This window comes from Brevundimonas sp. UBA7506, from assembly GCF_002479495.1.
Classification (GTDB): domain Bacteria; phylum Pseudomonadota; class Alphaproteobacteria; order Caulobacterales; family Caulobacteraceae; genus Brevundimonas.
In genome coordinates, this window is sequence record NZ_DLNQ01000012.1 from 1 (window position 1) to 20,561 (window position 20,561).

General features: G+C 67.4%; 18 protein-coding genes and 1 tRNA gene. 10 read left to right on the forward strand and 9 right to left on the reverse strand.

Translation table 11 applies throughout. The annotated features are described in order from the left end of the window. Window positions 1-201: 201 nt before the first annotated feature. A tRNA-Arg gene (locus B3K53_RS11705) sits at window positions 202-278 on the reverse strand. A gap of 233 nt (window positions 279-511) precedes the next feature. On the opposite strand from B3K53_RS11705, the gene B3K53_RS11710 reads away from it, so the two are divergent. Beyond that, on the forward strand, window positions 512-2,194 hold the full coding sequence (locus B3K53_RS11710; protein WP_422653080.1) for a gamma-glutamyltransferase family protein: 1,683 nt from the start codon (window positions 512-514) through the stop codon (window positions 2,192-2,194). A gap of 3 nt (window positions 2,195-2,197) precedes the next feature. Here B3K53_RS11710 and B3K53_RS11715 read toward each other — a convergent pair whose 3' ends face one another. Together B3K53_RS11715 and B3K53_RS11720 are read right to left on the reverse strand one after the other, a co-directional pair. Continuing rightward, a complete protein-coding gene (locus tag B3K53_RS11715) occupies window positions 2,198-2,962 on the reverse strand; it encodes a lipid A-modifier LpxR family protein (RefSeq protein WP_292084519.1) in 765 nt (254 codons plus the stop codon). A 253-nt stretch (window positions 2,963-3,215) separates the two neighbouring features. Beyond that, on the reverse strand, window positions 3,216-5,105 hold the full coding sequence (locus tag B3K53_RS11720; protein ID WP_409515797.1) for a ribonucleoside-diphosphate reductase subunit alpha: 1,890 nt from the start codon (window positions 5,103-5,105) through the stop codon (window positions 3,216-3,218). Between the two features lie 275 nt (window positions 5,106-5,380). On the opposite strand from B3K53_RS11720, the gene B3K53_RS11725 reads away from it, so the two are divergent. From B3K53_RS11725 to B3K53_RS11735, 3 genes are all read left to right on the forward strand, one after another. Further along, window positions 5,381-6,130: a phosphatase PAP2 family protein gene (locus B3K53_RS11725; RefSeq protein ID WP_292084521.1), complete on the forward strand. Its 750-nt coding sequence runs from the start codon at window positions 5,381-5,383 to the stop codon at window positions 6,128-6,130. A gap of 67 nt (window positions 6,131-6,197) precedes the next feature. Beyond that, complete coding sequence (locus B3K53_RS11730; protein WP_292084523.1) at window positions 6,198-7,517, forward strand: acetyl-CoA hydrolase/transferase family protein; 1,320 nt, start codon at window positions 6,198-6,200, stop codon at window positions 7,515-7,517. An 89-nt stretch (window positions 7,518-7,606) separates the two neighbouring features. Continuing rightward, on the forward strand, window positions 7,607-9,709 hold the full coding sequence (locus tag B3K53_RS11735; protein WP_292084524.1) for a hybrid sensor histidine kinase/response regulator: 2,103 nt from the start codon (window positions 7,607-7,609) through the stop codon (window positions 9,707-9,709). Here B3K53_RS11735 and B3K53_RS11740 read toward each other — a convergent pair. Next, window positions 9,706-10,350, reverse strand: coding sequence for a glutathione S-transferase family protein (locus tag B3K53_RS11740; protein ID WP_409515796.1), 645 nt, complete (start codon window positions 10,348-10,350; stop codon window positions 9,706-9,708). The genes B3K53_RS11735 and B3K53_RS11740 overlap by 4 nt on opposite strands. A gap of 155 nt (window positions 10,351-10,505) precedes the next feature. Here B3K53_RS11740 and B3K53_RS11745 point away from each other — a divergent pair, with 155 nt between their 5' ends. Then, a complete protein-coding gene (locus B3K53_RS11745) occupies window positions 10,506-11,549 on the forward strand; it encodes a ribonucleotide-diphosphate reductase subunit beta (RefSeq protein ID WP_292084526.1) in 1,044 nt (347 codons plus the stop codon). A 70-nt stretch (window positions 11,550-11,619) separates the two neighbouring features. Here the strand turns inward: B3K53_RS11745 and B3K53_RS11750 are convergent, their stop codons facing one another. From B3K53_RS11750 to B3K53_RS11760, 3 genes are all read right to left on the reverse strand, one after another. Further along, on the reverse strand, window positions 11,620-12,120 hold the full coding sequence (locus B3K53_RS11750) for a cell wall hydrolase (protein WP_292084527.1): 501 nt from the start codon (window positions 12,118-12,120) through the stop codon (window positions 11,620-11,622). Between the two features lie 185 nt (window positions 12,121-12,305). Beyond that, a complete protein-coding gene (locus B3K53_RS11755) occupies window positions 12,306-13,814 on the reverse strand; it encodes a sensor histidine kinase (RefSeq protein ID WP_292084529.1) in 1,509 nt (502 codons plus the stop codon). Next, window positions 13,811-14,539, reverse strand: a complete 729-nt coding sequence (locus B3K53_RS11760; RefSeq protein ID WP_292084532.1) for a TVP38/TMEM64 family protein — start codon at window positions 14,537-14,539, stop codon at window positions 13,811-13,813. The genes B3K53_RS11755 and B3K53_RS11760 overlap by 4 nt, the downstream gene beginning before the upstream one ends. A gap of 168 nt (window positions 14,540-14,707) precedes the next feature. Here B3K53_RS11760 and rpmH point away from each other — a divergent pair, with 168 nt between their 5' ends. From rpmH to B3K53_RS11785, 5 genes are read left to right on the forward strand one after another with little or no spacing between them, the layout of a single operon-like run. Beyond that, entirely contained in the window at window positions 14,708-14,842 is a 135-nt protein-coding gene (rpmH, locus tag B3K53_RS11765) for a 50S ribosomal protein L34 (protein WP_003164000.1), read from the forward strand. Window positions 14,843-14,874: 32 nt separating this feature from the next. Next, window positions 14,875-15,303 (forward strand): ribonuclease P protein component, encoded by a 429-nt coding sequence (rnpA, locus tag B3K53_RS11770; RefSeq protein ID WP_292084533.1) that lies wholly within the window; start codon window positions 14,875-14,877, stop codon window positions 15,301-15,303. Between the two features lie 5 nt (window positions 15,304-15,308). Further along, window positions 15,309-17,105, forward strand: coding sequence for a membrane protein insertase YidC (yidC, locus tag B3K53_RS11775; protein WP_292084534.1), 1,797 nt, complete (start codon window positions 15,309-15,311; stop codon window positions 17,103-17,105). Window positions 17,106-17,109: 4 nt separating this feature from the next. Then, window positions 17,110-17,781: a ribosome biogenesis GTP-binding protein YihA/YsxC gene (yihA, locus tag B3K53_RS11780; RefSeq protein ID WP_292084536.1), complete on the forward strand. Its 672-nt coding sequence runs from the start codon at window positions 17,110-17,112 to the stop codon at window positions 17,779-17,781. A gap of 49 nt (window positions 17,782-17,830) precedes the next feature. Then, the gene (locus B3K53_RS11785; RefSeq protein WP_292084537.1) at window positions 17,831-18,820 is read left to right on the forward strand and encodes an LLM class flavin-dependent oxidoreductase; all 990 of its coding nucleotides are present in this window, start codon (window positions 17,831-17,833) and stop codon (window positions 18,818-18,820) included. A gap of 3 nt (window positions 18,821-18,823) precedes the next feature. On the opposite strand, the gene B3K53_RS11790 is transcribed toward B3K53_RS11785, so the two are convergent. Both B3K53_RS11790 and B3K53_RS11795 read right to left on the reverse strand, forming a co-directional pair. Continuing rightward, window positions 18,824-19,339: a hypothetical protein gene (locus B3K53_RS11790; protein ID WP_292084538.1), complete on the reverse strand. Its 516-nt coding sequence runs from the start codon at window positions 19,337-19,339 to the stop codon at window positions 18,824-18,826. A 4-nt stretch (window positions 19,340-19,343) separates the two neighbouring features. Then, entirely contained in the window at window positions 19,344-20,492 is a 1,149-nt protein-coding gene (locus B3K53_RS11795) for a polysaccharide biosynthesis/export family protein (RefSeq protein ID WP_292084540.1), read from the reverse strand. Between the last annotated feature and the right edge of the window lie 69 nt (window positions 20,493-20,561).

Below are 20,561 nucleotides of genomic sequence, written 5' to 3' on the forward strand. Positions count from 1 at the left end.
GGGGGGGGGGGGGGGGGGGGGGGGGGGGAGCGGGCGGGGGGGGGGGGCGGGCGGGGCACGTGGAGCGGGGGGGGGGGGGGGGGGGGGGGGGGGGGGGGGGGGGGGGGGGCATGCCTTGTTCAAGAGAAGGCTGCCAGACATCGGCGCCGAGACGGCGGTGCGAACACAGGTCCGCAGCGTTTTCAACGATGATGGGAGAAGTGGCGCACCCGAAGAGATTCGAACTCCTGACCCCCAGATTCGTAGTCTGGTGCTCTATCCAGCTGAGCTACGGGTGCGCACTGCCTCGCGGGCAGGGCGGCTATCTAGCGGGTGGGCCGGGGGCTGGCAAGCGGCTTTTCTGAAAATACCGATAGAAAATGCAGGCTTGGACTCTGGGGCCCGGCGCACTAGGCATGAACCTCTCCCTGAACCCTGCCGGAGCCCCTCGGTGCGCGCCCATTCCATCCCTTCGTCGACGTCCCGGCGCAAGAATTCGCTCATTCTGGCCGGAGCGGCCCTCGGCGCATTTATGCTGGCGGGCTGCGTCACGACGCCGGTCGCGCAAGGAAACGACTCGGCGTCGGTCGCGGAGGCGGCGCAAGCGCCCGCGCGTGGGCCCTTCGTCTCGGCCGCCAATCCTCTGGCGGTCGACGCGGGGATGAAGGTTCTGGCGCGCGGCGGGTCGGCGGTGGATGCGGCGGTCGCCGTTCAGGCGGTGCTGGGCCTGGTCGAGCCGCAGTCGTCGGGTCTGGGCGGCGGCGCATTTATGATGTTCTACGACGCCGACACCGAGGCCATCACTGTCTATGACGGGCGCGAAACGGCCCCGGCCTCGGCCACGCCCGAGCTCTTCTATGAAAATGGAAAGCCGCTGCCCTTCGTCGATGCCGTGCTGAGCGGCCGATCGACCGGCGCGCCGGGCGCCGTGCCGATGCTGGCCCTGGCGCAGAAGCAGCACGGGGCGCTGCCCTGGTCCGAGCTGTTCGGCGACGCCGAAAAGCTGGCGCAGGACGGTTTTGTCGTCAGCCCCCGACTGGCGGGCATGATCAACGGCAATGCGCCCCAGGCCAAGACCCGCTGGGCGACCGCCTATTTCACCAAGCCGGACGGCGCGCGCTATGTCGCGGGCGACGTGCTGCAGAACCCGGCCTATGCCGAGACGGTGCGGACCCTGGCGCGCGAAGGCGCGGCGGGCTTGCAGACCGGGCCTCTGGCCGAGGCCATCGCCGCCGCCGTGGCCGAGGGGCCGCGTCCGGGCGGACTGACCACCGCCGACATCGCCGCCTATCGCCCCGTCGTGCGTGAGGCCGTTTGCGGTCCCTACAAGGTCTATGTCGTCTGCGTGCCGCCGCCGCCGTCCAGCGGCGCCTCCATTTTGCAGCTGCTGGCCATGGGCGAAACGACGCCGGACCTCGATAAGGGGGCGCAGAGCCCCGAGGCCTGGGCCGCCTTCGGTCAGCTGCAGCGGCTGATGTACGCCGATCGCGACCGCTACTTCGGCGATCCGGCCTTTGTGTCGGTGCCGGTCGCCGGTTTGCTGGATCCAGCCTATGCCGCCGAACGCGCGGCCCTGGCCCCAGCCCTGCGCGGAGCCGCGCCGTTCGGGACCCCGGCGGGCGCGCCACGCCTGGGCGCCGACGTCACGCGGGAGCCGGCCGGCACTTCACATTTCGTCGTGGTGGACGCGAGGGGCAACGCCGTCAGCATGACCACGACGGTCGAGAGCCTGTTCGGCTCGGGCCGGATGGCGGGGGGCTTCTTCCTCAATAATCAGCTGACCGATTTCTCCCTGGTCCCGACGGCGGCTGACGGAACGCCGGCGGCCAATGCCGTGGCGGCAGGCAAGCGCCCGCGCTCGTCCATGTCGCCGGTCATCGTGCTGGATCGCGAGGGGCGACTGGTCGGGGCTCTGGGCTCGCCCGGCGGCTCATCCATCCTGGCCTATAACGCCAAGGCCCTGATCGGCGCCCTGGGGTGGGGCCTGCCGCTGCAGGAGGCCTTCGATCTGCCGAACCTGGTAGCCAAGGGCGACGGCTTCGGCGCGGACACCGAGGGCTTCCCCACGGCCGTGCGCGACGGCATGGCGGCGCGCGGGGTGGTGCTGCGGCCCAACACCACCGAGACCTCGGGCCTTCATGGCGGCCTGTGGCGCAATGGTCGATGGGACAGAGCGGCGGATACGCGCCGCGAGGGCGTCGCCCGGACCCAATAGGGTCTATTCGCGGGGGCGGATCGTCAGTTGGAAGGCCACCAGGCCTTCCGACACGTCGGTCTTGATGCCGTTGTAGGCGCGGATGCCGTTGGCTTCGATCTCGCGGTAAACGATGCCGAACGAGCTCTGCACCGCCCCTCGGCGATAGGCCACGCCCACCGAGGCGTCGCCCAGGAAGGCGCCTTCGTCGTGGCTCATGCCCGAGCGCGCGAAGTCGCCGTCGCGGGTGCGGGCGAAGTTGTAGCCGACCGCCCGCTTGGACCCGGCCGCATAGACGTACCAGCGCGCGCGTTCGCCGAAGGCTTCGTCGCCGTCGGGGGCCAGGCGGTCCAGTCCCTCGCCGATCTTCAGGGTGGCGCCGGCCTCGGCGCTCGTGCCGTCGCTGCCGAAGCCCACCCCGGCGTGGGGCGTCAGCGAGACTTCCAGGCCCGAGGCCGTGCGGCCCTGGGCCGCGACCCAGCCGCGCGTGTAGGTGACGTCGTAGCCTTCCCCGTCAAAGGCGCGGGCGTCCAGGGCCCGCGGGGGCACCGGGGCGCCGTCTGCGCGGCGAGGTTCGCCTCGTGTCGTGACCTGCAGCCGGTCGGTGAAGCCGTCGCCGTTGAACCAGGCCTCGCTGCGGGCGGTGGTGAAGGCGTCCCGTCCCGCAGGCGAGCCGGACAGGGCCAGGGGCGCGCCGAAGGGCGTGTCCACGGCGGTGACGGCGATCTCGTCGCCCAGCCGGGCGGCGGCGTCCTCGAACTGGACGGCGTCGCTGTTGCGTACGGCCACGGCTCCGGTGAACGCGCCGTTCGCTTGCGCGCTCGCCGTCATGGGCAGGCCCACAATGATCAAAACCCCAGCGAGGCAAGCCTCAGCGCGCACCAACGGTCCCTCCCAAAGCCGTTAACAGTCTCACTCTGCACTAACGCGGGGGAACTGCAACGGACTCTTTCAAGCCACAATCCTGTTCCGTTCAAACGAAACCGCCCGGAAGACGGTTCCTCCGGGCGGTGAGATCAGCAGTTCGAGATGCGAGGGATGGCTATTGGCAGGCCAGGCACTCGTCATAGTCGGTGCGAGCCGCAGAGAAGAGGTCCGGCTGGTTCGGGTCGATCTCTTCTTCCTTCTTGTCCTCGGCACCGGCGAAGGCGGCGCGCTGCACCGACTTGGAGCGCAGATAGTACAGCGACTTCACGCCGCGCTCCCAGGCGGACCAATGCAGCATGTGCAGGTCCCACTTGTTCACGTCGCCGGGGATGAAGAGGTTCAGCGACTGGGCCTGGCAGATTTCCGGGGCGCGGTCGGCGGCCAGTTCGACCACCCAGCGCTGGTCCAGCTCGAAGGCGGTCTTGAAGACGCCCTTTTCATCGTCCGACAGGGCGTCGAGGTGCTGAACCGAACCTTCGTGTTCGAGGATCGAGTTCCACACCGCCTCGGTGTCGATGCCCTTCTCGCCCAGAAGCTTCTTCAGATAGGGGTTCTTGACCGCGAAAGAGCCCGACAGGGTCTTGTGCGTATAGATGTTGGCGGGGATCGGCTCGATGCCCGCCGAGGTGCCGCCGCAGATGATCGAGATCGAGGCCGTCGGGGCGATGGCCAGCTTGTGCGAGAAGCGTTCCATCACGCCGCGTTCCTCGGCATCCAGGCAAGGGCCCTTTTCCTCGGCCAGCAGGCGGCTGGCCTTGTCGGCCTCGCGGCGCAGATGCTTGAACAGGCGCATGTTCCACGACTTGGCCATGGCCGATTCAAAGGCCACGCCCTGCGATTGCAGGAAGGAGTGGAAGCCCATCAGGCCCAGACCCACCGATCGCTCGCGCTTGGCCGAATAGACGGCCGCCGCCATGGCGGGCGGGGCGCGGTGGATGAAGTCCTCCAGGACATTGTCCAGGAAGCGCATGATGTCTTCGATGAACTTCGGCTCTTCGCGCCATTCCAGGAAGGTTTCGGCGTTCACCGACGACAGGCAGCAGACGGCGGTGCGCTCCGCGCCCAGGTGGTCGCGACCGGTGTGCAGCATGATTTCAGCGCACAGGTTCGACTGCTTGACCTTCAGGCCCAGCTCGCGCTGGTGCGGGGCCATCTGGCGGTTAACCGTGTCCGAGAAGATCAGATAGGGCTCGCCCGTCTGCATGCGGATGTCGAGCAGCTTGGTCCACAGCGAACGGGCGTCGACGGTCTTCATGACCTCGCCGTTCTTCGGCGACTTGAGGTCGAAGGTGGAGCCGGTCTTCACCGCCTCCATGAACTCGTCGGTGATGTTGATGCCGTGGTGCAGGTTCAGGGACTTGCGGTTGAAGTCGCCCGAGGGTTTGCGGATCTCGAGGAACTCCTCGATCTCGGGGTGGTGGATGTCCAGATAGACGGCGGCCGATCCGCGGCGCAGCGAACCCTGCGAGATCGCCAGGGTCATGGAGTCCATCACGCGGATGAAGGGGATGATGCCGCTGGTCTTGCCGGCGCCCTTGACCTTCTCGCCGATGGAGCGGACGCCGCCCCAGTAGGTGCCGATGCCGCCGCCGTTCGAGGCCAGGGCCACGTTTTCATTCCAGACGTTCTGGATGCCGTCCAGGCTGTCGCCCACGGCGTTCAGGAAGCAGCTGATCGGCAGGCCGCGGTCGGCGCCGCCGTTCGACAGGACCGGCGTGGCGGGCATGAACCACAGCTTGGACATGTAGTCGTAGATGCGCTGGGCGTGCTCGGCGTCGTCGGCGTAGGCCGTCGAGACGCGGGCGAACATGTCCTGATAGCTCTCGCCCGCCAGCAGGTAGCGATCTTCGAGAGTCTTCTTGCCGAAGTCGGTCAGAACGGCGTCGCGCGAACGGTCCAGCTTCAGGCCCGAGACCACCTTCAGCTGCGGCTTGCCCTCGAGCGGCGGCGCAGAAACCGTCGTGAATTCCGTCGTCTGCAGAGCTTCGCCGCCAGCCATGTTGATCCTTGCCCCGATCAAAATCGTATGAAGACCGTGCCGGTTTGAAACACTAGATATGGTGTCTCTGTTCCCGTGCTCGGCTAGATGTATGGGCGCATATCGCTAATGCCAGGTAAAGACTTGATCTTGGTCGGGCGATGTGGGGTCCACAGATTCACCGGGCGCGCCCTGTGGAAAAGTCGGAAAAGACAACCGTCAAGCTGCTCGGCCCGCACGATCACAAACGCGTGATGTCAGGTTCGCGGGAACGTGCGCCCAGCTTGACCGTTAGCGGTCCCATGGCCCCCCATCCGACCGCCTTCCTGACCCGCGCGCTGCGCGTGGCCCGCACCGAAATCGCCGCCGTCGCCGCCCTGCTGGTGCTCGCCCTGGGCACGCTCACCTTCATCGAAGTGGCCGACGACATGCGCGAGGCCGACGGCCAGGCCTTCGACCAGTCTGTGCTGCAGGCGGTGCGCCCCTTCGCCGACGATCCGGGCCGCCCCTGGGGGCCGTGGTGGCTGCACGAGGCGGCGGCGGACCTGACCTCTCTGGGCGGGATTTCGGTTCTGACCCTGTTCGCCCTGGTTGCCCTGGGCTTCCTGCTGATTCAGGGCAAGCGGCTGTCGGCCCTGTTGCTGGTCTTCGGCCTGGCGGGCGGGGTGGCGCTGAGCGAAGGCCTCAAGGCCCTGTTCGAGCGCGAACGTCCGCCGCTGGAGTTTCAGGCGGTGGAAACCCTGAACGCCAGCTTCCCCTCGGGTCACGCCCTGCTGTCGACCGTCTTCTATCTGACGCTTGGGGTCATGCTGACCCGCGCCTTCCCCCGAAAGCGACTCAAGGCCTATGTCTTGGGATGCGCGGTGCTGATCGCCCTGCTGATCGGTCTGACACGGATCTATCTGGGCGCGCACTGGGCCTCGGACGTCTTCGCCGGATGGAGCGTGGGCGCGGCCTGGGCCATGACGCTGTGGCTCGCCGCCTATGCGGTTGAACGCCGCCAGCGGCTGCACCACGCTCCGTTGCAGGACGCGCCTTCGACCAATGTCTAGCGGTCGGGACGCGCCCGGCGCCGGATAACGCATCGAAGAGAGCCGAACGGCCGTTCGAGGAAGCGCCATGACCGATCACGCTACGCACTACGCCCAGCGCCTGACCACGCCTGCCGCCGCCGCCGCCCTGATTCCTCCCGGGGCCAAGGTGGCCATGGCGCTTGGCGTCGGCCAGCCGCCGGCCCTGTTGAAGGCCCTGGCCGACCGGGCCGAGGCGAGAGAGGTCGGCGATGTCAACATCTACTACCTGCTGTCCACCGCCATCGCGGGCGAGACGGTGCTGCGCTACGAACTGACCGACCGCCTGCGCCCCCACAGCCTGTTCCACGGCGCCATCGAGCGGAAGCTGGAGGCGCGCGGGGTGGAGGAAGGGCGGCAAGCCGTCTGGTTCGTGCCGACCGGATTTCAGCAGACGCCCCGGGTTCTGACGCGCGAGATCGGGGTCGATACCCTGCTGGCTACGGTCTCGCCCATGGACGCCGAGGGCTATTTCAGCTTCGGCGCCAACACCGACTACGCCCTGGCGGCGTCGAAGACGGCCGCGCGGGTGATCCTGGAGGTCAATCCCCACATGCCGAGGGTCTTCGGCGACTGCCGGGTCCATGTCTCCCAGGTGACTGCCCTGGTGGAAAACGCCGCGCCCCTGCTGGAGGCCGGCAAGGCCCCGCAGCAGCCGCAGGACCTGGTCATCGGCGGCCTCATCGCCGGCCTGATCGAGAACGGTTCGACGCTGCAGATGGGCATCGGCGCCTTGCCGGACGCGGTCTGCGCCGCCCTGCATGACCATGTCGACCTGGGCATCCACACCGAGCTGCTGACGCCGGGCCTGGTCGAACTGATGCGCGCCGGGGTCGTGACCAATGCGAAGAAGACCCTGCATCCGGGCAAGACGGTCTTCACCTTCGCCATGGGCGATCGCTCGACCTATGACTTCCTGCACGAGAATCCGGCGATGGAGGCTCATCCGGTCGACTATGTGAACGACCCCGCCGTCATCGCCCGCAACGACAAGATGGTCTCGGTCAACGCCACTCTGCAGATCGACCTCTTCGGGGCCTGCTGTTCGGAATATCTGAACGGTCGGCAATATACGGCGGCGGGCGGTCAACTGGACTTCGTGCGCGGCGCCTCGGCGTCCCAGGGCGGCCAGTCCATCATCGCCTGTCACTCAACGGCGGCCAGGGGGACGGCTTCGCGCATCGTCGCCCGACTGGACGGTCCGGTGACCACGCCGCGCAACGACACCCAGATCGTCGTCACCGAGCATGGTTGGGTCAATCTGCGTGGCCTGACCGTCGATCAGCGCGCGCGGGCCCTGATCGGTCTGGCCGCTCCGCAGTTCCGCGAGGGGCTGGAGGCCGAGGCTCAGGCGATGGGGTTGATCTGAATCTAGGGAAACCGACGTAATCTCACGGGCAGGATTTGTTTACACTTGCACCGCAGGGTTGAGGTGAACCACGAGGGGAGGCGGGGGGAATGAGCGGACGCTGGCGAGCCTTTCGTCATGAGGCGGGCCAAGAGGCCGGACCTCATTCCGCTGTCTATGTCCTTCTGTTCGCGCTTTGTCTGCTGTTGGGCCACTGGAGCGCGACCACCTTCCAGGCGGTGATCGCCTGGCCCGCCAACGGGGTGATGCTGGCGGCCTTTCTGCAGCTGCCGCGACGACGCGCGGCGCTGGTCCTGGCCCTTTGTTTCGGACTGAACCTGATCAGCGCGGCGGTGCGCGGCGACGTTGCGCCCTTCGTCTGGATGAATCCGCTGCTGAACCTGGTTCAAGTCCTGACAGCGGGCGTTCTGGCGCGACGCCTGTGCGGCGCGGCGCTGGATATGCGGCGGCCCCGGCGGGTCGTGCTGTTCGTACTGGGCGCTGCGGCGCCGGCCGTGGCCCTGACCTCCACCATCGGCGTCGTCGTGGCCTTGACCGTACGGGACTATTCCCTGGTCCGGGCCGTCTTCGCCTGGCGCCATCTGTTCGCCATGGAGTTGCTGGGACTCGTCATCGTCACGCCCAGTCTATTGCTGCTGGCCCGGGCGCATCGATTCCGTCAGGCGTCGCAGTCGCCGGTGGAGATCGCCGCCGTGCTTGGGCTGGTGACCGTCACGGCGCTCTGGATTTTCACCCAGTCCGCGCCCTTCCTCTTCCTGATGTTTCCGCCTCTGATGCTGGCGGCCTTCCGTCTGTCGCCGCCATGGATGGCCGTCGCCCTGATCCTGACGACGGCGATCAGCGGTTTGCTGACCCTGACCGGTCATGGGCCGATCAGTGCTTCGTCCGTACCCTATGTGAACGAACTGGCCGGTCTCTCGCAGAGGATGCGGCAGATGCCGCTTTATTACGGCTTCCTGCTGGTAGCGGCGATGACCGCCTTGCCGATCAGCGCCATGATCGCCGAGCGCCGCTCCTTCATCGCTCGTTTGGCGCGTCGCACGGCGACCGCCCTGGAGCAGCGGCGGCGCGCCGAGGCGGCCGATGCGGTCAAGTCCCGCTTCCTCGCCCTGATGAGCCACGAGATGCGCACCCCGCTGAACGGGGTCAGCGGCTACGCCGACCTGCTGTCTCGTCGGGGCGACCTTTCGCCTGAGGCGAAGGTCCAGGTCGCAGCCATACGGTCCTCCGGCGAGTCCATGCTGACCCTCATAGACGATGTTCTGGATCTGTCGCGCGGCGACGAGCCCCTGTGTCAGGAGCCGTTCGATCTGGTCGCGCTCATTCATGACGCGGTGGCGCTGGAGGTCGATGCGGCGCGCGCCAAGGGGGTGGGTTTTCACGTCGAGCTGGACTTGCAGCCGGGCGGCCGCGTGGTCGGCGACGGACGGCGTCTGCGCGGGGCCCTGCGACACCTGGCGTCCAACGCCGTGAAGTTCACCGACCAGGGCGAGGTGCGGGTTCGCGCGACGCACGTCGGCGACACACTGAAGGTCGAAGTGTCGGATACGGGCTGCGGCGTGGCCGAGGCCTTTATTCCGCGTCTTTTCGAACCCTTCGCCCAGAGCGATGATTCCCTGCGTCGGCGTCACGGCGGAGCAGGGGTGGGGCTGCCCGCGGCGAAGCGTCATGCGCGCCGCCTGGGCGGCGACGTGGTGCTGGGTTCAACCTCGTCGGCCGGCTCGGTCTTCATTCTGACGGCGCGCCTGGAGCCGCTGGAGCCGACGGTCGCGGACGTCCCTGCCGACCCGTCAGTCCTGCGCGCCCTGATCGTCGACGACCATGCCGTCAATCGGCAGATGTTGCGGCTGATGATTGAAGCGGCGGGGTGTGCTGCGGTTGAGGCGACCGACGGCCTCGAGGCGCTGGAAAAGGTGCAGGCCGAGACGTTTGATCTGGTATTGATGGATGTGCGCATGCCGCGGCTGGACGGGTTGGAGGCCACGCGGCGCATCCGGGCCCTGACGTCAACGGCGAGCGAAACGCCCATCCTGGCGGTGACGGCCGACGCCATGCCCGAGGACGCCGCGCGTTGCCTGGCGGCGGGGATGGACGCTCACCTGGCCAAGCCGGTGACCTATGAGCGGCTCTACGCCGCCATCGATCAGACCTTCCGCGCCGCCGCCGATCGCGAGCAGGTCCACGCCGCCTAGGCGTCGTCGGTGAACGGAAAACGCTTGCTCCAGAAGGACTGCAGGTCCGGCAAGGCGTCGATCCGGCGCATCACCTCGGCCATGCGCGGGGCCTCGGCGTAAAAACGGGTTCGACGCGGCGTCCAGCGGCTGGCGACGGCGACGTAGAGGTCGAGCACGCTGAGGTCTTCGCCCAGGAGGAAGCGCCCCGGCGTGATCTGGCTGTCCATGAGGCCCCAGCAATTGGCGATCCGCTCGGCTGCGCGCAGCCGCACCTCCGCCTGCGCCTCTGCGTTGTCGCCGACCAGCCGTGACGGCACGTCCCGCACCCAGAACATCGAATAGACGGCGGCGGAGATGAAGGTCATCCAGCGCAGGAACTGCGCCCGTCGCGGATCGTCCAGCCCCGGCCCAAGCCGCGCCTCGGGATGGCTGTCGGCCAGCCAGATCAGGATGGCCGCGCTTTCGGTGATCGTCTCGCCTTCGGGCGTGATCATGGCCGGGATCTGGCGCATGGGATTGACGACGGCGACCTTGTCGCGCTCCGCTTCGCCCTCCCAGGTCACGGCCTCGATCACGCGATAGTCCAGCCCGATCAGGGTCATGGCGGCCTCGACCGGGACCGGTCCCGAGCCGGCGGCGCCGTATAGCGTATAGGTCATCCCCAGGCTTCTCCCCATCTGATTGTCCGCGGACCACCATATCTAGCGGTCGGATGAAAATGTGATCGCAAGATAGGCGTATTCCGACTTGGCGCCGCGCGCCTCTGGACGCATGGTCAAACTCGCTTCTCCCGGATTCGCTTCAGGTCATTTTGATGAACGCCCACTCCTCGATCATCCGTCCCGGAACGGCCGGACTGCTGACGCCCTCGGCCGCCTACAAGCCCTTCCGCTATCCGTGGGCCTTCGACATGTGGAAGAAGCAGCAGCAGGTCCACTGGATGCCCGAGGAGGTGCCGCTGGGCGAGGACGTCAAGGACTGGGCCACCAGCCTGACCGACAGCGAGCGCAACCTGCTGACGCAGATCTTCCGCTTCTTCACCCAGGCCGATATCGAGGTCCAAGACAACTACATGGAGCGCTACGGCCGGGTCTTCAAACCGACCGAAGTGAAGATGATGCTGGCCTCGTTCGCCAATATGGAGACGATCCATATCGCGGCCTACGCCCTGCTGCTCGAAACCATCGGCATGCCCGAGAGCGAGTTCGGCGCCTTCATGGAATATGAGGCCATGCGCGACAAGCATGACTTCATGGGCCAGTTCGGGGTCGAGACCGACGCCGACATCTGTCGCACCCTGGCCATGTTCGGCGGCTTCTCCGAAGGTCTGCAACTGTTCGCCAGCTTCGCCATGCTGATGAACTTCCCGCGCCAGTCGAAGATGAAGGGCATGGGCCAGATCGTCAGCTGGTCGGTGCGCGACGAGAGCCTGCACTGCGAAGGCATCATCAAGCTCTACCACGCCTTCAACAAGGAGACGGGCGCCGTCACCAAGGCGGTCGCCGACGACATCGTCGACTGCTGCAGGACGGTGGTCGAGATGGAAGACAAGTTCATCGACCTGGCCTTCGAAATGGGCCCGGTGAACGGCATGACGCCGGACGACATCAAGCAGTACATCCGCTTCATCGCCGACTGGCGTCTGCGGCAACTGCAACTGCCGGAGGTTTACGGCGTGACGGAAAACCCGCTGCCCTGGCTGCAGTCGCTGCTGTCGGGCGTCGAGCACGCCAACTTCTTCGAGGCCCGCGCCACCGAATACTCCAAGGCGGCGACGCAAGGCTCGTGGCACGGCGCCGACGGCGTCTGGGACAGTTTCGACGCCATGATGAAGCGCCGCGAGACCGCCGAGGACTGATCGGGTCTCAGGAAGGCTGTAGGAAGGGCGTCCCGACACAGGTCGGCGGCGCCCTTTTCGCATTTAGGGGTCAGTTGGGCGACTGCCGACCGGCGTTGCAACGCGCCCGGTCGCCGCGCTCGCAGGCGGCGACTGTTGCGCGCCAGTCGGCCATCTGCCGCTCATAGTCGGCCTGGGCCTCGGCGGCGGCGCGCAGGTCGGCTTCATGGCGGTCGCGCGCCGCGCGGGCGGCGGCGTCGGCCTGCTCCAGTTCGGCCTGATACTGGGCCTGAGCCTTGGCATGGTCGGCGGCGTTGGCGCGGTCCTCGTTTTCCGCTAGATCATTCTGGGCGACGATTTCGTCGTTCAAGGCCTGGGTGCGGCGCAGTTCCTCGGGATTCTGGGCCGCGTCCGGCGCGCGATGATAGCGCTCGCCCTGACGCAGCAGATCGCCGACGGGGTCGTTCGGCGCGGCTGGGGCGGAAACCGCCGGCTTGGCGGGCTGCTTGGCGGGCGTTTGGGCCAGGGCGGCGGGCGCGACCAGGGCGACGGCCAGGGCCGCGATGGCGGGGCGAAGCAGGCGGTGGCTCATGGCGGCGTCCTCGAGGCGTGATGAAGGCGTGACCTTCGGGTGTTGATTACACCAAGGCTTCCAGACGGCCTATGGTTGCAACTCCTACGCGTCCGACCGCGCTCGGCTCCGGATGTGCCAGCGGTAGGGGCGCGCGTCTGGGCGAGCAGGGCGGCCAGCAGCATGGACCTTGATTGGGCAAGGCGTCAGGCGGGCAGGCGCAGCTCGAAGGTCGTGCCCTCGGGGCCGGTGTCCAGCAGGCGCAGTTCGCCGCCATGGTTGGCCGCCAGCTCGCGCGAGATGGTCAGGCCCAGGCCCGTGCCTTCCGACGCGCGGCCGCTGACGAAGGGCTCGAACAGCCGTCCGGCCAGACGCTCGGGAATGCCCGGTCCGTCGTCGGTGATGCGGATGGCGACGACGCCGTCGCGGGTCTCGGCGCGGACGGTAATGCGGCCCTTCCGGTCGCGGGCGGGATCGCTTTCGATGGCCTGACGGGCGTTGCGCATCAGGTTGACCAGAATGCGGTGCAACTGGTCGCTGTCGGCCCTGACGGTCAGGCGGGCGGGCAGATCGCGGATCAGGCGCACCCTGTCTTCTTCCAGTCCTGCGTCCTCGGCGGCGACGGCGACCACGCGGGCCAGCAGCATCTTCTGCAGTTGCGGCGCGGCTTCTTCGGACTTGCCGTATTCCAGCACATTGCGGGCCAGGGCGGCGGCGCGGCCGAGCGCCCGCTCCAGCCGGGGCAGGGCCTTGGCCACCAGGGGGTCGGACGAGCTGGACAGTCGCTCGGACGCCATCTGGGCCGAGGTCAGCATGTTGCGCAGATCGTGGTTGATCTTGGCCACCGCCTCGCCCAAGGCCACCAGGCGGGCGCGCGAACGCAGGGACTGGCGCACTTCTTCCTGCATCCGCGCCAGTTCGCGTTCGACCCGGCCGATCTCGTCCTTGCGGTCCGAGGGCGTCTCGGCGGGGCTTTCGGGATCGGCGGCGAAGCGCTCGATCGAGCGCGTCACCCGGCGTAGCGGCGCCAGGACCAGGAAGGACAGGCTGGCGTAGAGCAGGCCGCCGGCGACCACGGCGATCAGCAGCGACATGGTCAGGCTGTTCAGCAGGAAGGTTTTAAGCTCGACCTTCAGCGGCTGGGCCGGGGCCAGGATTTCGATGAAGTCGCCCGAGCGATAACGCGGCTTGGCCTGAACCCGCAGCGAGCGGTCGGGGTGACCGAACAGGGTCTTCCACGGGTCCAGCAGTCGGGCGCCGACATTGCGTTGGCGTAGGTCGATCAGATCGGGTGTGCGCGGCAGGTTGGGTGCTTGCAGCAGCAGACGACGCACGCCCTGCTCGCCGACGACTACGGACTGCACCCCGCCGATGCTCAGCAGCTGTTCGGCGGTAGAGTCCTCGACGGCGGAATAGGGCAGGGCCTCGACGCCCACCGAGGCCAGTTCGGCGGCCTGCAGCCGGTCCATCAGCCACCGCTCCTGGAAGGAGGCGGCGCTGGGCACGATGATCAGGGCGGCGACCGCCAGGGTGAAGGCCACGGTCAGCAGCAGCAGGCGGCTGGACAGGCCGTCGGGCGCGCGCGGCGTCAGGCGCTCACGCCAGACTTCAGGCAGGCGTCCCGGTAGGCGCGCCGCCTGCAGGCGCGCCATAAGCCCTGTCTCGTCGCGGGGGCGCGTGGGCAGTCGAGTCTCGATCGCGTTCCGTTCCGTCATGCGGCGTCCATGCCGTGCCGAGCCCGCCATTTCTGCACTAATTTGAGCGCCAGGGGCAGCAGCATCGACAGGAAGGCGACGCCCAGCAGCGGCCACATGAACTCGGCGAACAGGCTTTGCAGGTTCGGGTTGGGATCATCGACCAGAATGTCGTTCAGCCCCGCCCCGATCCAACAATAGATGATGTGGGCCGGCAGCAGGCCGATGAAGGTGGCGATCATATAGGGACGCAGGGGGGCCGCCATGACGCCCGCCGCCACATTGATGAGGTGGAAGGGCACCGACACCACCAGCCGCGCCACCAGGACGTACCAGAAGGTGTTGCGGTCCACGCCCTCGCAGACCTTCTTCAGCAGACCGGTGTCCTGGGCCGCGCGACGGCGCAGGGATTCGCCCAAGGCCGTGCGCCCCACATAATAGACGGCCAGGGCGCCGATGGTGGCGGCGAAGGCCGTGGCCACGCCCCCGACCCAGGGGCCGAACAGATAGCCCGCCGTCACGGTGATGAAGACCACGCCCGGCACCACGCTGGCCGTGAGCAGGGCAAAGAACAGCATCAGGGCGAGCAGGGTCAGGATATAATGCTCGTCCGCCAGGGCCTGAAACGCCGCGCCGTGCTCGCGCAGGGTGTCCAGCGACAGGTAGCGGTTCCAGCCCATGCCGAAGATCAGGGCGATCGCCGCCAGCAGGACGGCGAGGGGCAGAAATCGTTTGACCCGGTTCATTCCTGCTCCGTAACCGACGCTGTCCAGCTTCCCTAGCAGTTTCAGGCCGTTTGCAACGCGTCGGATCGCTTGTCGGCGTTGACTCGTCCGTCGTCGCCGCTTATACGCCCGCCTCCTGCAGCGGATGACTGTTGTCCGTTGTGCAACCTTGTAGCCCTGGAGCCGAACGTGAAGCGGACCTATCAGCCGTCGCGACTCGTGCGCAAGCGCCGTCACGGCTTCCGTTCGCGGATGGCCACCAAGAACGGTCAAAAGATTGTTGCGCGTCGCCGCGCCAAAGGCCGTAAGCGCCTGACGGCCTAACGTCACGCGCCCATTACCCTTTGGGCGGGCGCATGACCGATCCGATGAAAATCGATCGCCTGACAAGGCGGCCCCAGTTTCTGGCGGCCGCCAAAGGTGTTTCTCAGGCCCGTGGCGCCGTGGTGGTCCAGCAACTGGACCGTCAGGACGGACTGGCTACGATCCGCCTGGGATTCACCGCCACTCGCAAGGTGGGCGGAGCGGTGGTGCGCAACCGCTGCAAACGCCGCCTGCGCGAGGCTGCGCGCCTTCTGGCGCCCCTGCACGGGCGTCCCGGCTGCGACTATGTGTTCATCGCCCGCATGGGCACGGCGGACCGTGACTGGGACCGTCTGCTTGACGATGTGAAATCGGCCCTTACAAGGCTCGCAACCCCGCGTGCGGCTCCCGATATGGGAGATGCGGCGAAATCGCCCGCCCGCGCCTCTGACGATTCGCGCCCCTCCGGCCAGGACCGCTGACCCCGATGCAGAACGAGAATTCGCGCAACACCATCATCTTCTTCGTGTGCGCGGCCCTGATCATGGGCGTGTACTACTTCATGGTGATGCGCCCGCAGGCCGAGATGCGCCGCCAGCAGCAGGTCGCCGCCGCCGAGGAGAAGGCCGCCACGGCGACCGACGCCGGTCTGACGCCGGGCTCGGCCGCCCCGACCGCCTTCGTCGCCGACCGCGCCCAGGCCCTGGGCACGGCGGCGCGCGTGCCGATCCAGACGCCCAAGCTCAAGGGCTCGCTGTCGCTGCAGGGCGCGCGCATCGACGACCTGTACCTGACGGACTACAAGGAAACGCTGGACAGGAATTCGCCGCCGGTCGAGCTGTTCCGCCCGCAGGGCATGGAGCACGCCTACTTCGCCCAGTTCGGCTGGAGCGGCCCCAATGTCCCCGGCGGCGTCCCCGGCCCGAATACGCCCTGGACCCTGACCAAGGGCGCGACCCTGACGCCGACCACTCCGGTCGAGCTGACCTGGGACAACGGCGCCGGCCTGCGCTTCACGCGCGTCATCGCCATCGACGCCCAGTACCTCTTCACCGTCACCGACACCGTCGCCAACCTGAGCGGCCAGCCCATCACCATCGCTCCCTATGGCCGCGTCGAGCGCCAGGGCGTGCCGGCCGATCTGGGCAAGCAGATGATCCTGCATGAAGGCGCCATCGGGGTCTTCGGCGCCGACGGCAAGTTCGCCACCGAACAGGTCAAGTACAAGGATTGGGCCAAGAAGCCGCGCATCGAGAACCAGTCGACCGGCGGCTGGCTGGGCATCACCGACAAGTACTGGATGGCCGCCCTCATCCCGGACCAGAAGGAAACCATCGAGGGTCGCTTCGCCGTCCGCGACGCCACCGGCCTGAACGTCCACGAAGCCGCCATGCTGGGCGCGACCCGCACCATCCAGCCGGGCCGCCAGATCGAGGAGACCCAGCGTCTGTTCGCCGGCGCCAAGCGCAACGAGATCCTGGCCGGCTATGAAAAGAGCCAGGGCCTGCCGCGCTTTGTCTACGCCATTGACTGGGGCATGTTCTGGTTCCTGACGCGCCCGATCTTCATGGTCGTGGAGTTCTTCTACGGCCTGCTGGGCAACTTCGGTCTGGCCATCCTGGCCCTGACCGTCGTGGTCAAGCTGATCATGTTCCCGCTAGCCAACAAGTCCTACGAGAGCCTGTCCAAGATGCGGACCCTCCAGCCCAAGATGGAGGAGATCAAGAAGAAGCACGGCTCCGATCCGCAGAAGCAGCAGCAGGAGATGATGGCCCTGTATCAGCGGGAGAAGATCAATCCCCTGGCGGGCTGCCTGCCCATTCTGGTGCAGATTCCGGTCTTCTACGCCCTGTACAAGGTGCTGTTCGTCACCATCGAAATGCGCCACGCGCCCTTCTTCGGCTGGATCCGCGACCTGTCGGCGCGCGACCCGTCGACGATCTGGAACCTGTTCGGCGCCGTTCCCTGGGATCCGGCCACCCTGCCGCTGCTGGGCAGCATCCTGAACGGACCGCTGCACCTCGGCGTCCTGCCGATCGTCTATGGCCTGACCATGTGGCTGCAGCAGTCGATGAACCCGCCGGCCCAGGATCCGATGCAGCGTCAGATCTTCGCCTTCCTGCCCTTCATCTTCACCTTCATCATGGCCCCGTTCGCGGCCGGCCTGCTGATCTACTGGGCCTGGAACAACATCCTCTCGATCGCGCAGCAGTACGTCATCATGCACCGCTTCAAGGCCGAGAACCCGATCGACACCTTCCTCGCGCGTTTCAAGAAAGCCTGATCCATTGGACCAACCGTCGGACGAGCCCAAGGTCGGAGAATATTCGGAGGCCGAGATCGAGGCGGCCCGCGTGCTGTTTGCGCGTCAGGCCACCTTCGTCCTGGGCTGCGCCAAGATCGAGCAATTGCCCGATCCCGACCTGCCGGAAATCTCGTTCGCCGGTCGCTCCAACGTCGGCAAGTCCAGCCTGATCAACGCCCTGGTCGGCATGCACAAGCTGGCTAGAGCCTCGAACGAGCCGGGCCGCACGCGCGAGGTGAACTTTTTCGATCTGGACGGCCGGATGCGTCTGGTCGACCTGCCCGGCTACGGCTGGGCCAAGGCGTCCAAGACCACGGTCAAGAAGTTCCAGGACCTGGGTCGCGACTATCTGCGCGGCCGGGTGACGCTGAAGCGGGTCTATCTGCTGATTGACGCCCGCCACGGCCTCAAGAAGGTCGATGACGAGGCGCTGGATGCGCTGGACCTGGCCGCCGTCAGCTATCAGATCGTCCTGACCAAGGCCGACAAGCTGAAGAAGGGCGAGGCCGAGAAGGTCCAGGCGGCGACGCTGAAGGCCATCTCCAAGCGCCCCGCCGCCTATCCGGCGGTGCTGGTGACGTCGTCCGAGAAGGGCTTCGGCATCCCCGAACTGCGCGCCGAGATCATGCGCACCACGGGCGTGACGCTGGACTGATCGTCGTCCCGCCTATGGCGCCGCTGATTTGCGGCCCCATATCGCTCGGATGATCCCGCTTTCTATTCTCGATCTCGCGCCGGTGCCCGACGGTTCCGACGTCTCGCAGTCTCTGGCCAACACCCTCGACCTGGCTCGCCATGCCGAGCGTTTGGGCTACAGGCGTTACTGGCTGGCCGAGCACCACAACATGCCCGGCATCGCCAGCGCCGCGACCTCCGTGGTCATCGGTGCTGTGGCGGCGGCGACCAAGACCATCCGCGTGGGCGCGGGCGGGGTCATGCTGCCCAATCACGCCCCCTTGGTCATCGCCGAGCAGTTCGGCACCCTGAACGCCCTGCACCCCGGCCGCATCGATCTGGGCCTGGGCCGCGCGCCAGGTTCGGATCAGGCCACGGCGCGGGCGCTGCGCCGCACGCTTCAGGGCGACGTCGACGCCTTCCCGCAGGATGTGATGGAGCTGATGCAGTGGTTCGCGCCCGCGACGCCCGATCAGCGCATCATCGCCAATCCTGGCGAGGGTCAGGCCGTGCCGATATGGATCCTGGGCTCCTCGACCTACGGGGCGCAGCTGGCGGCCCATCTGGGCCTGCCCTACGCCTTCGCCAGCCATTTCGCGCCCGGCGAGATGATGCGGGCGCTGGACGTCTATCGCCAGACCTTCCGGCCGTCCGAGCACCTGGACCAGCCTTACGCCATGCTGGGCTACAATGTCTTCGCCGCCGAGACGGACGAGGCCGCGCGCCTGCTGTTCACCTCGGTCCAGCAGGCCTTCGTCAATCTGAGGACCGGCCGCCCTGGCAAGCTGCCCGCTCCGGTCGAAGGCTATTATGAGCGTCTGGATGGCGCCGCGCGTGGCATGATCGACGCCGCCCTTGCCTGTTCGGCGGTCGGCTCGCCCCAGACCGTGCGGGCGGCCATGGACGCCTTTATCGCTCGCACGGGCGCGGACGAACTGATGGTCACCAGTCAGATCTGGGATCCTGCGGCGCGGGTGCGTTCGATCGAACTTCTCGCCCAGGCGGCCGGTCAGGTCTGAGGCTCAGCTTTCGTCCGGCGGAAGGAAGTGAAGCGGTTCAAGCGTCGCTTGGTCATAGATTGCGTCCTCGACCAGACGCCGCCAGGCTTCACCCAGGCGAATGGAGTCAGCCAGATCTTGCGGCGTGATGGCGGCCGTTTGGGTCAGACGCTGGCGCAGGCCGTGGCAGGCCGCCAGCAAGGCCGAGGCCTGACGCACGGCGGGAAAATCGGAGTGGGCGCCCAGGGCTTCATGGGCCGCGTAGCGCCAGCGCGCCCCTTCGGGCGCGCCGTTGATCAGGGCCCATTTTTCTGCTGGCGAGAGTGCGTCGCCCAGGGGTTCCCAGGCGTCGCTGTCCGCAGGGCGTCGATAGTGGCCTGGGCTCTGAGGCAGGCCATGGCGGCCATAGACCTCGGCCGCCGCCGTCTCGATCGCCCGCAGCAAGCAGAGCACATCGTCTTCGGCGGCCTTGCGCTCGGTCTGGTCGTCCGCGCGCGCCGACAGGGTTTCTGACCGACGACGCCCCAGACGACCGAACATGGCCCTAGTCGATCTGCAGGGCGCTCGTGACCGAGACGTCGTAGATCACACGGGTGATCGACTGAACGAACTCGAAGAACTTGCGCGCTTCGGCCGAGTCCGACCGCGGCGCATAGACCACGTCGTCGGGCTGGATCATGAAGTTGTTGGCGACGAAGAAGCCCTGACCTTCTGCCAGGTTCACGCGATAGACGACGGGCACGCCGCGCGGCGTGAGGGCCTGGGTCAGGCCGAGGGCCTGAGCGACTTCAGGCCGTTCGAAACGGAACACCATGACGGTGCGGTGATTGGCGGACTGGGTGTCCAGACCGCGCGTCCGCGCCAGTGCGGCGGTCAGGCTGAGCGGCCCCTGGCCCATGTCCTGCTCGCTGACCGCGCCGACCGCGCCGAAGGCGGTGAAACGACGTGGCTTGTAGGTCAGGTTGACCTGGTCGCCGCGGCGCAGGCGGACGTTCTCGCCGAATTCGGTGGAGACGAGCGTCAGGGGCGCCGAAAAGGTCTCGTTGCCGCGACGAACATTGACGATCAGGTCTTCGGCCGGGCGGGTCGGGCCGCCGGCGGCGGCGATGACGTCCAGGATGCGGTCGGTGTTGACCGAAAGCGCGGCGCGGCCTGGGTTGCGCACGTCGCCCAGAACGGTGATCGAGTTCGACGGGTTCTGAGCGATGTGGGCCACGACCTGCGGGTTGCCGACCTTGCCGCGCAGGGAGCGCTTGATGGCGTCGGCGGCCTCGGGGGCCGTCAGGCCGTTGACCTGAACGCGGCCAGCGAAGGGCACGTTGACCGCACCGGAGCGATCGACCACCAGAGGCGGCAGCGCCTGGGTGCCGGTCTGGATGTCGCGCGACATGTTGCGCGTGCCGAACAGGGCGCCGCTGGGCTCGTAGATGGAGACGGACAGAACGTCGCCGATGCCGAGCACGTCCACCGGGGTGTCCACGCCGCCAGCGGCCAGGCTGCCGCCGAAGCGCGGCGGCACGGCCTTGATGACTTCGCCGACCGTGAAGTCGACGTCGACCATGGCGTAGTTGACGGCTTTCAGGTCGTGACCGGCGTTGTCGGCGACCGTGCGCCCGGACGGGCCGTCGCCGGGCAGGGTCGAGCAGCCGCCGACAAGGGCGAGGGCCATCAGGGGCAGAAGGGATCGCTTCATGGCGGCTCCGAAGATCAGGCGGTTCAACACCGTGATTACTTGGCTTTGCGGCTGCGGACCAGAGGGATG

Bases quoted from the DNA above. Each gene is read 5' to 3' on its own strand.
- B3K53_RS11710 (WP_422653080.1), top strand. From the start codon at position 512: ATGCTGGCGGGCTGCGTCACGACGCCGGTCGCGCAAGGAAACGACTCG.
- B3K53_RS11725 (WP_292084521.1), top strand. From the start codon at position 5,381: ATGGCCCCCCATCCGACCGCCTTCCTGACCCGCGCGCTGCGCGTGGCC.
- B3K53_RS11730 (WP_292084523.1), top strand. From the start codon at position 6,198: ATGACCGATCACGCTACGCACTACGCCCAGCGCCTGACCACGCCTGCC.
- B3K53_RS11735 (WP_292084524.1), top strand. From the start codon at position 7,607: ATGAGCGGACGCTGGCGAGCCTTTCGTCATGAGGCGGGCCAAGAGGCC.
- B3K53_RS11740 (WP_409515796.1), bottom strand. From the start codon at position 10,350: ATGACCTATACGCTATACGGCGCCGCCGGCTCGGGACCGGTCCCGGTC.
- B3K53_RS11745 (WP_292084526.1), top strand. From the start codon at position 10,506: ATGAACGCCCACTCCTCGATCATCCGTCCCGGAACGGCCGGACTGCTG.
- B3K53_RS11750 (WP_292084527.1), bottom strand. From the start codon at position 12,120: ATGAGCCACCGCCTGCTTCGCCCCGCCATCGCGGCCCTGGCCGTCGCC.
- B3K53_RS11755 (WP_292084529.1), bottom strand. From the start codon at position 13,814: ATGACGGAACGGAACGCGATCGAGACTCGACTGCCCACGCGCCCCCGC.
- B3K53_RS11760 (WP_292084532.1), bottom strand. From the start codon at position 14,539: ATGAACCGGGTCAAACGATTTCTGCCCCTCGCCGTCCTGCTGGCGGCG.
- rnpA (WP_292084533.1), top strand. From the start codon at position 14,875: ATGACCGATCCGATGAAAATCGATCGCCTGACAAGGCGGCCCCAGTTT.
- yidC (WP_292084534.1), top strand. From the start codon at position 15,309: ATGCAGAACGAGAATTCGCGCAACACCATCATCTTCTTCGTGTGCGCG.
- B3K53_RS11785 (WP_292084537.1), top strand. From the start codon at position 17,831: ATGATCCCGCTTTCTATTCTCGATCTCGCGCCGGTGCCCGACGGTTCC.
- B3K53_RS11790 (WP_292084538.1), bottom strand. From the start codon at position 19,339: ATGTTCGGTCGTCTGGGGCGTCGTCGGTCAGAAACCCTGTCGGCGCGC.
- B3K53_RS11795 (WP_292084540.1), bottom strand. From the start codon at position 20,492: ATGAAGCGATCCCTTCTGCCCCTGATGGCCCTCGCCCTTGTCGGCGGC.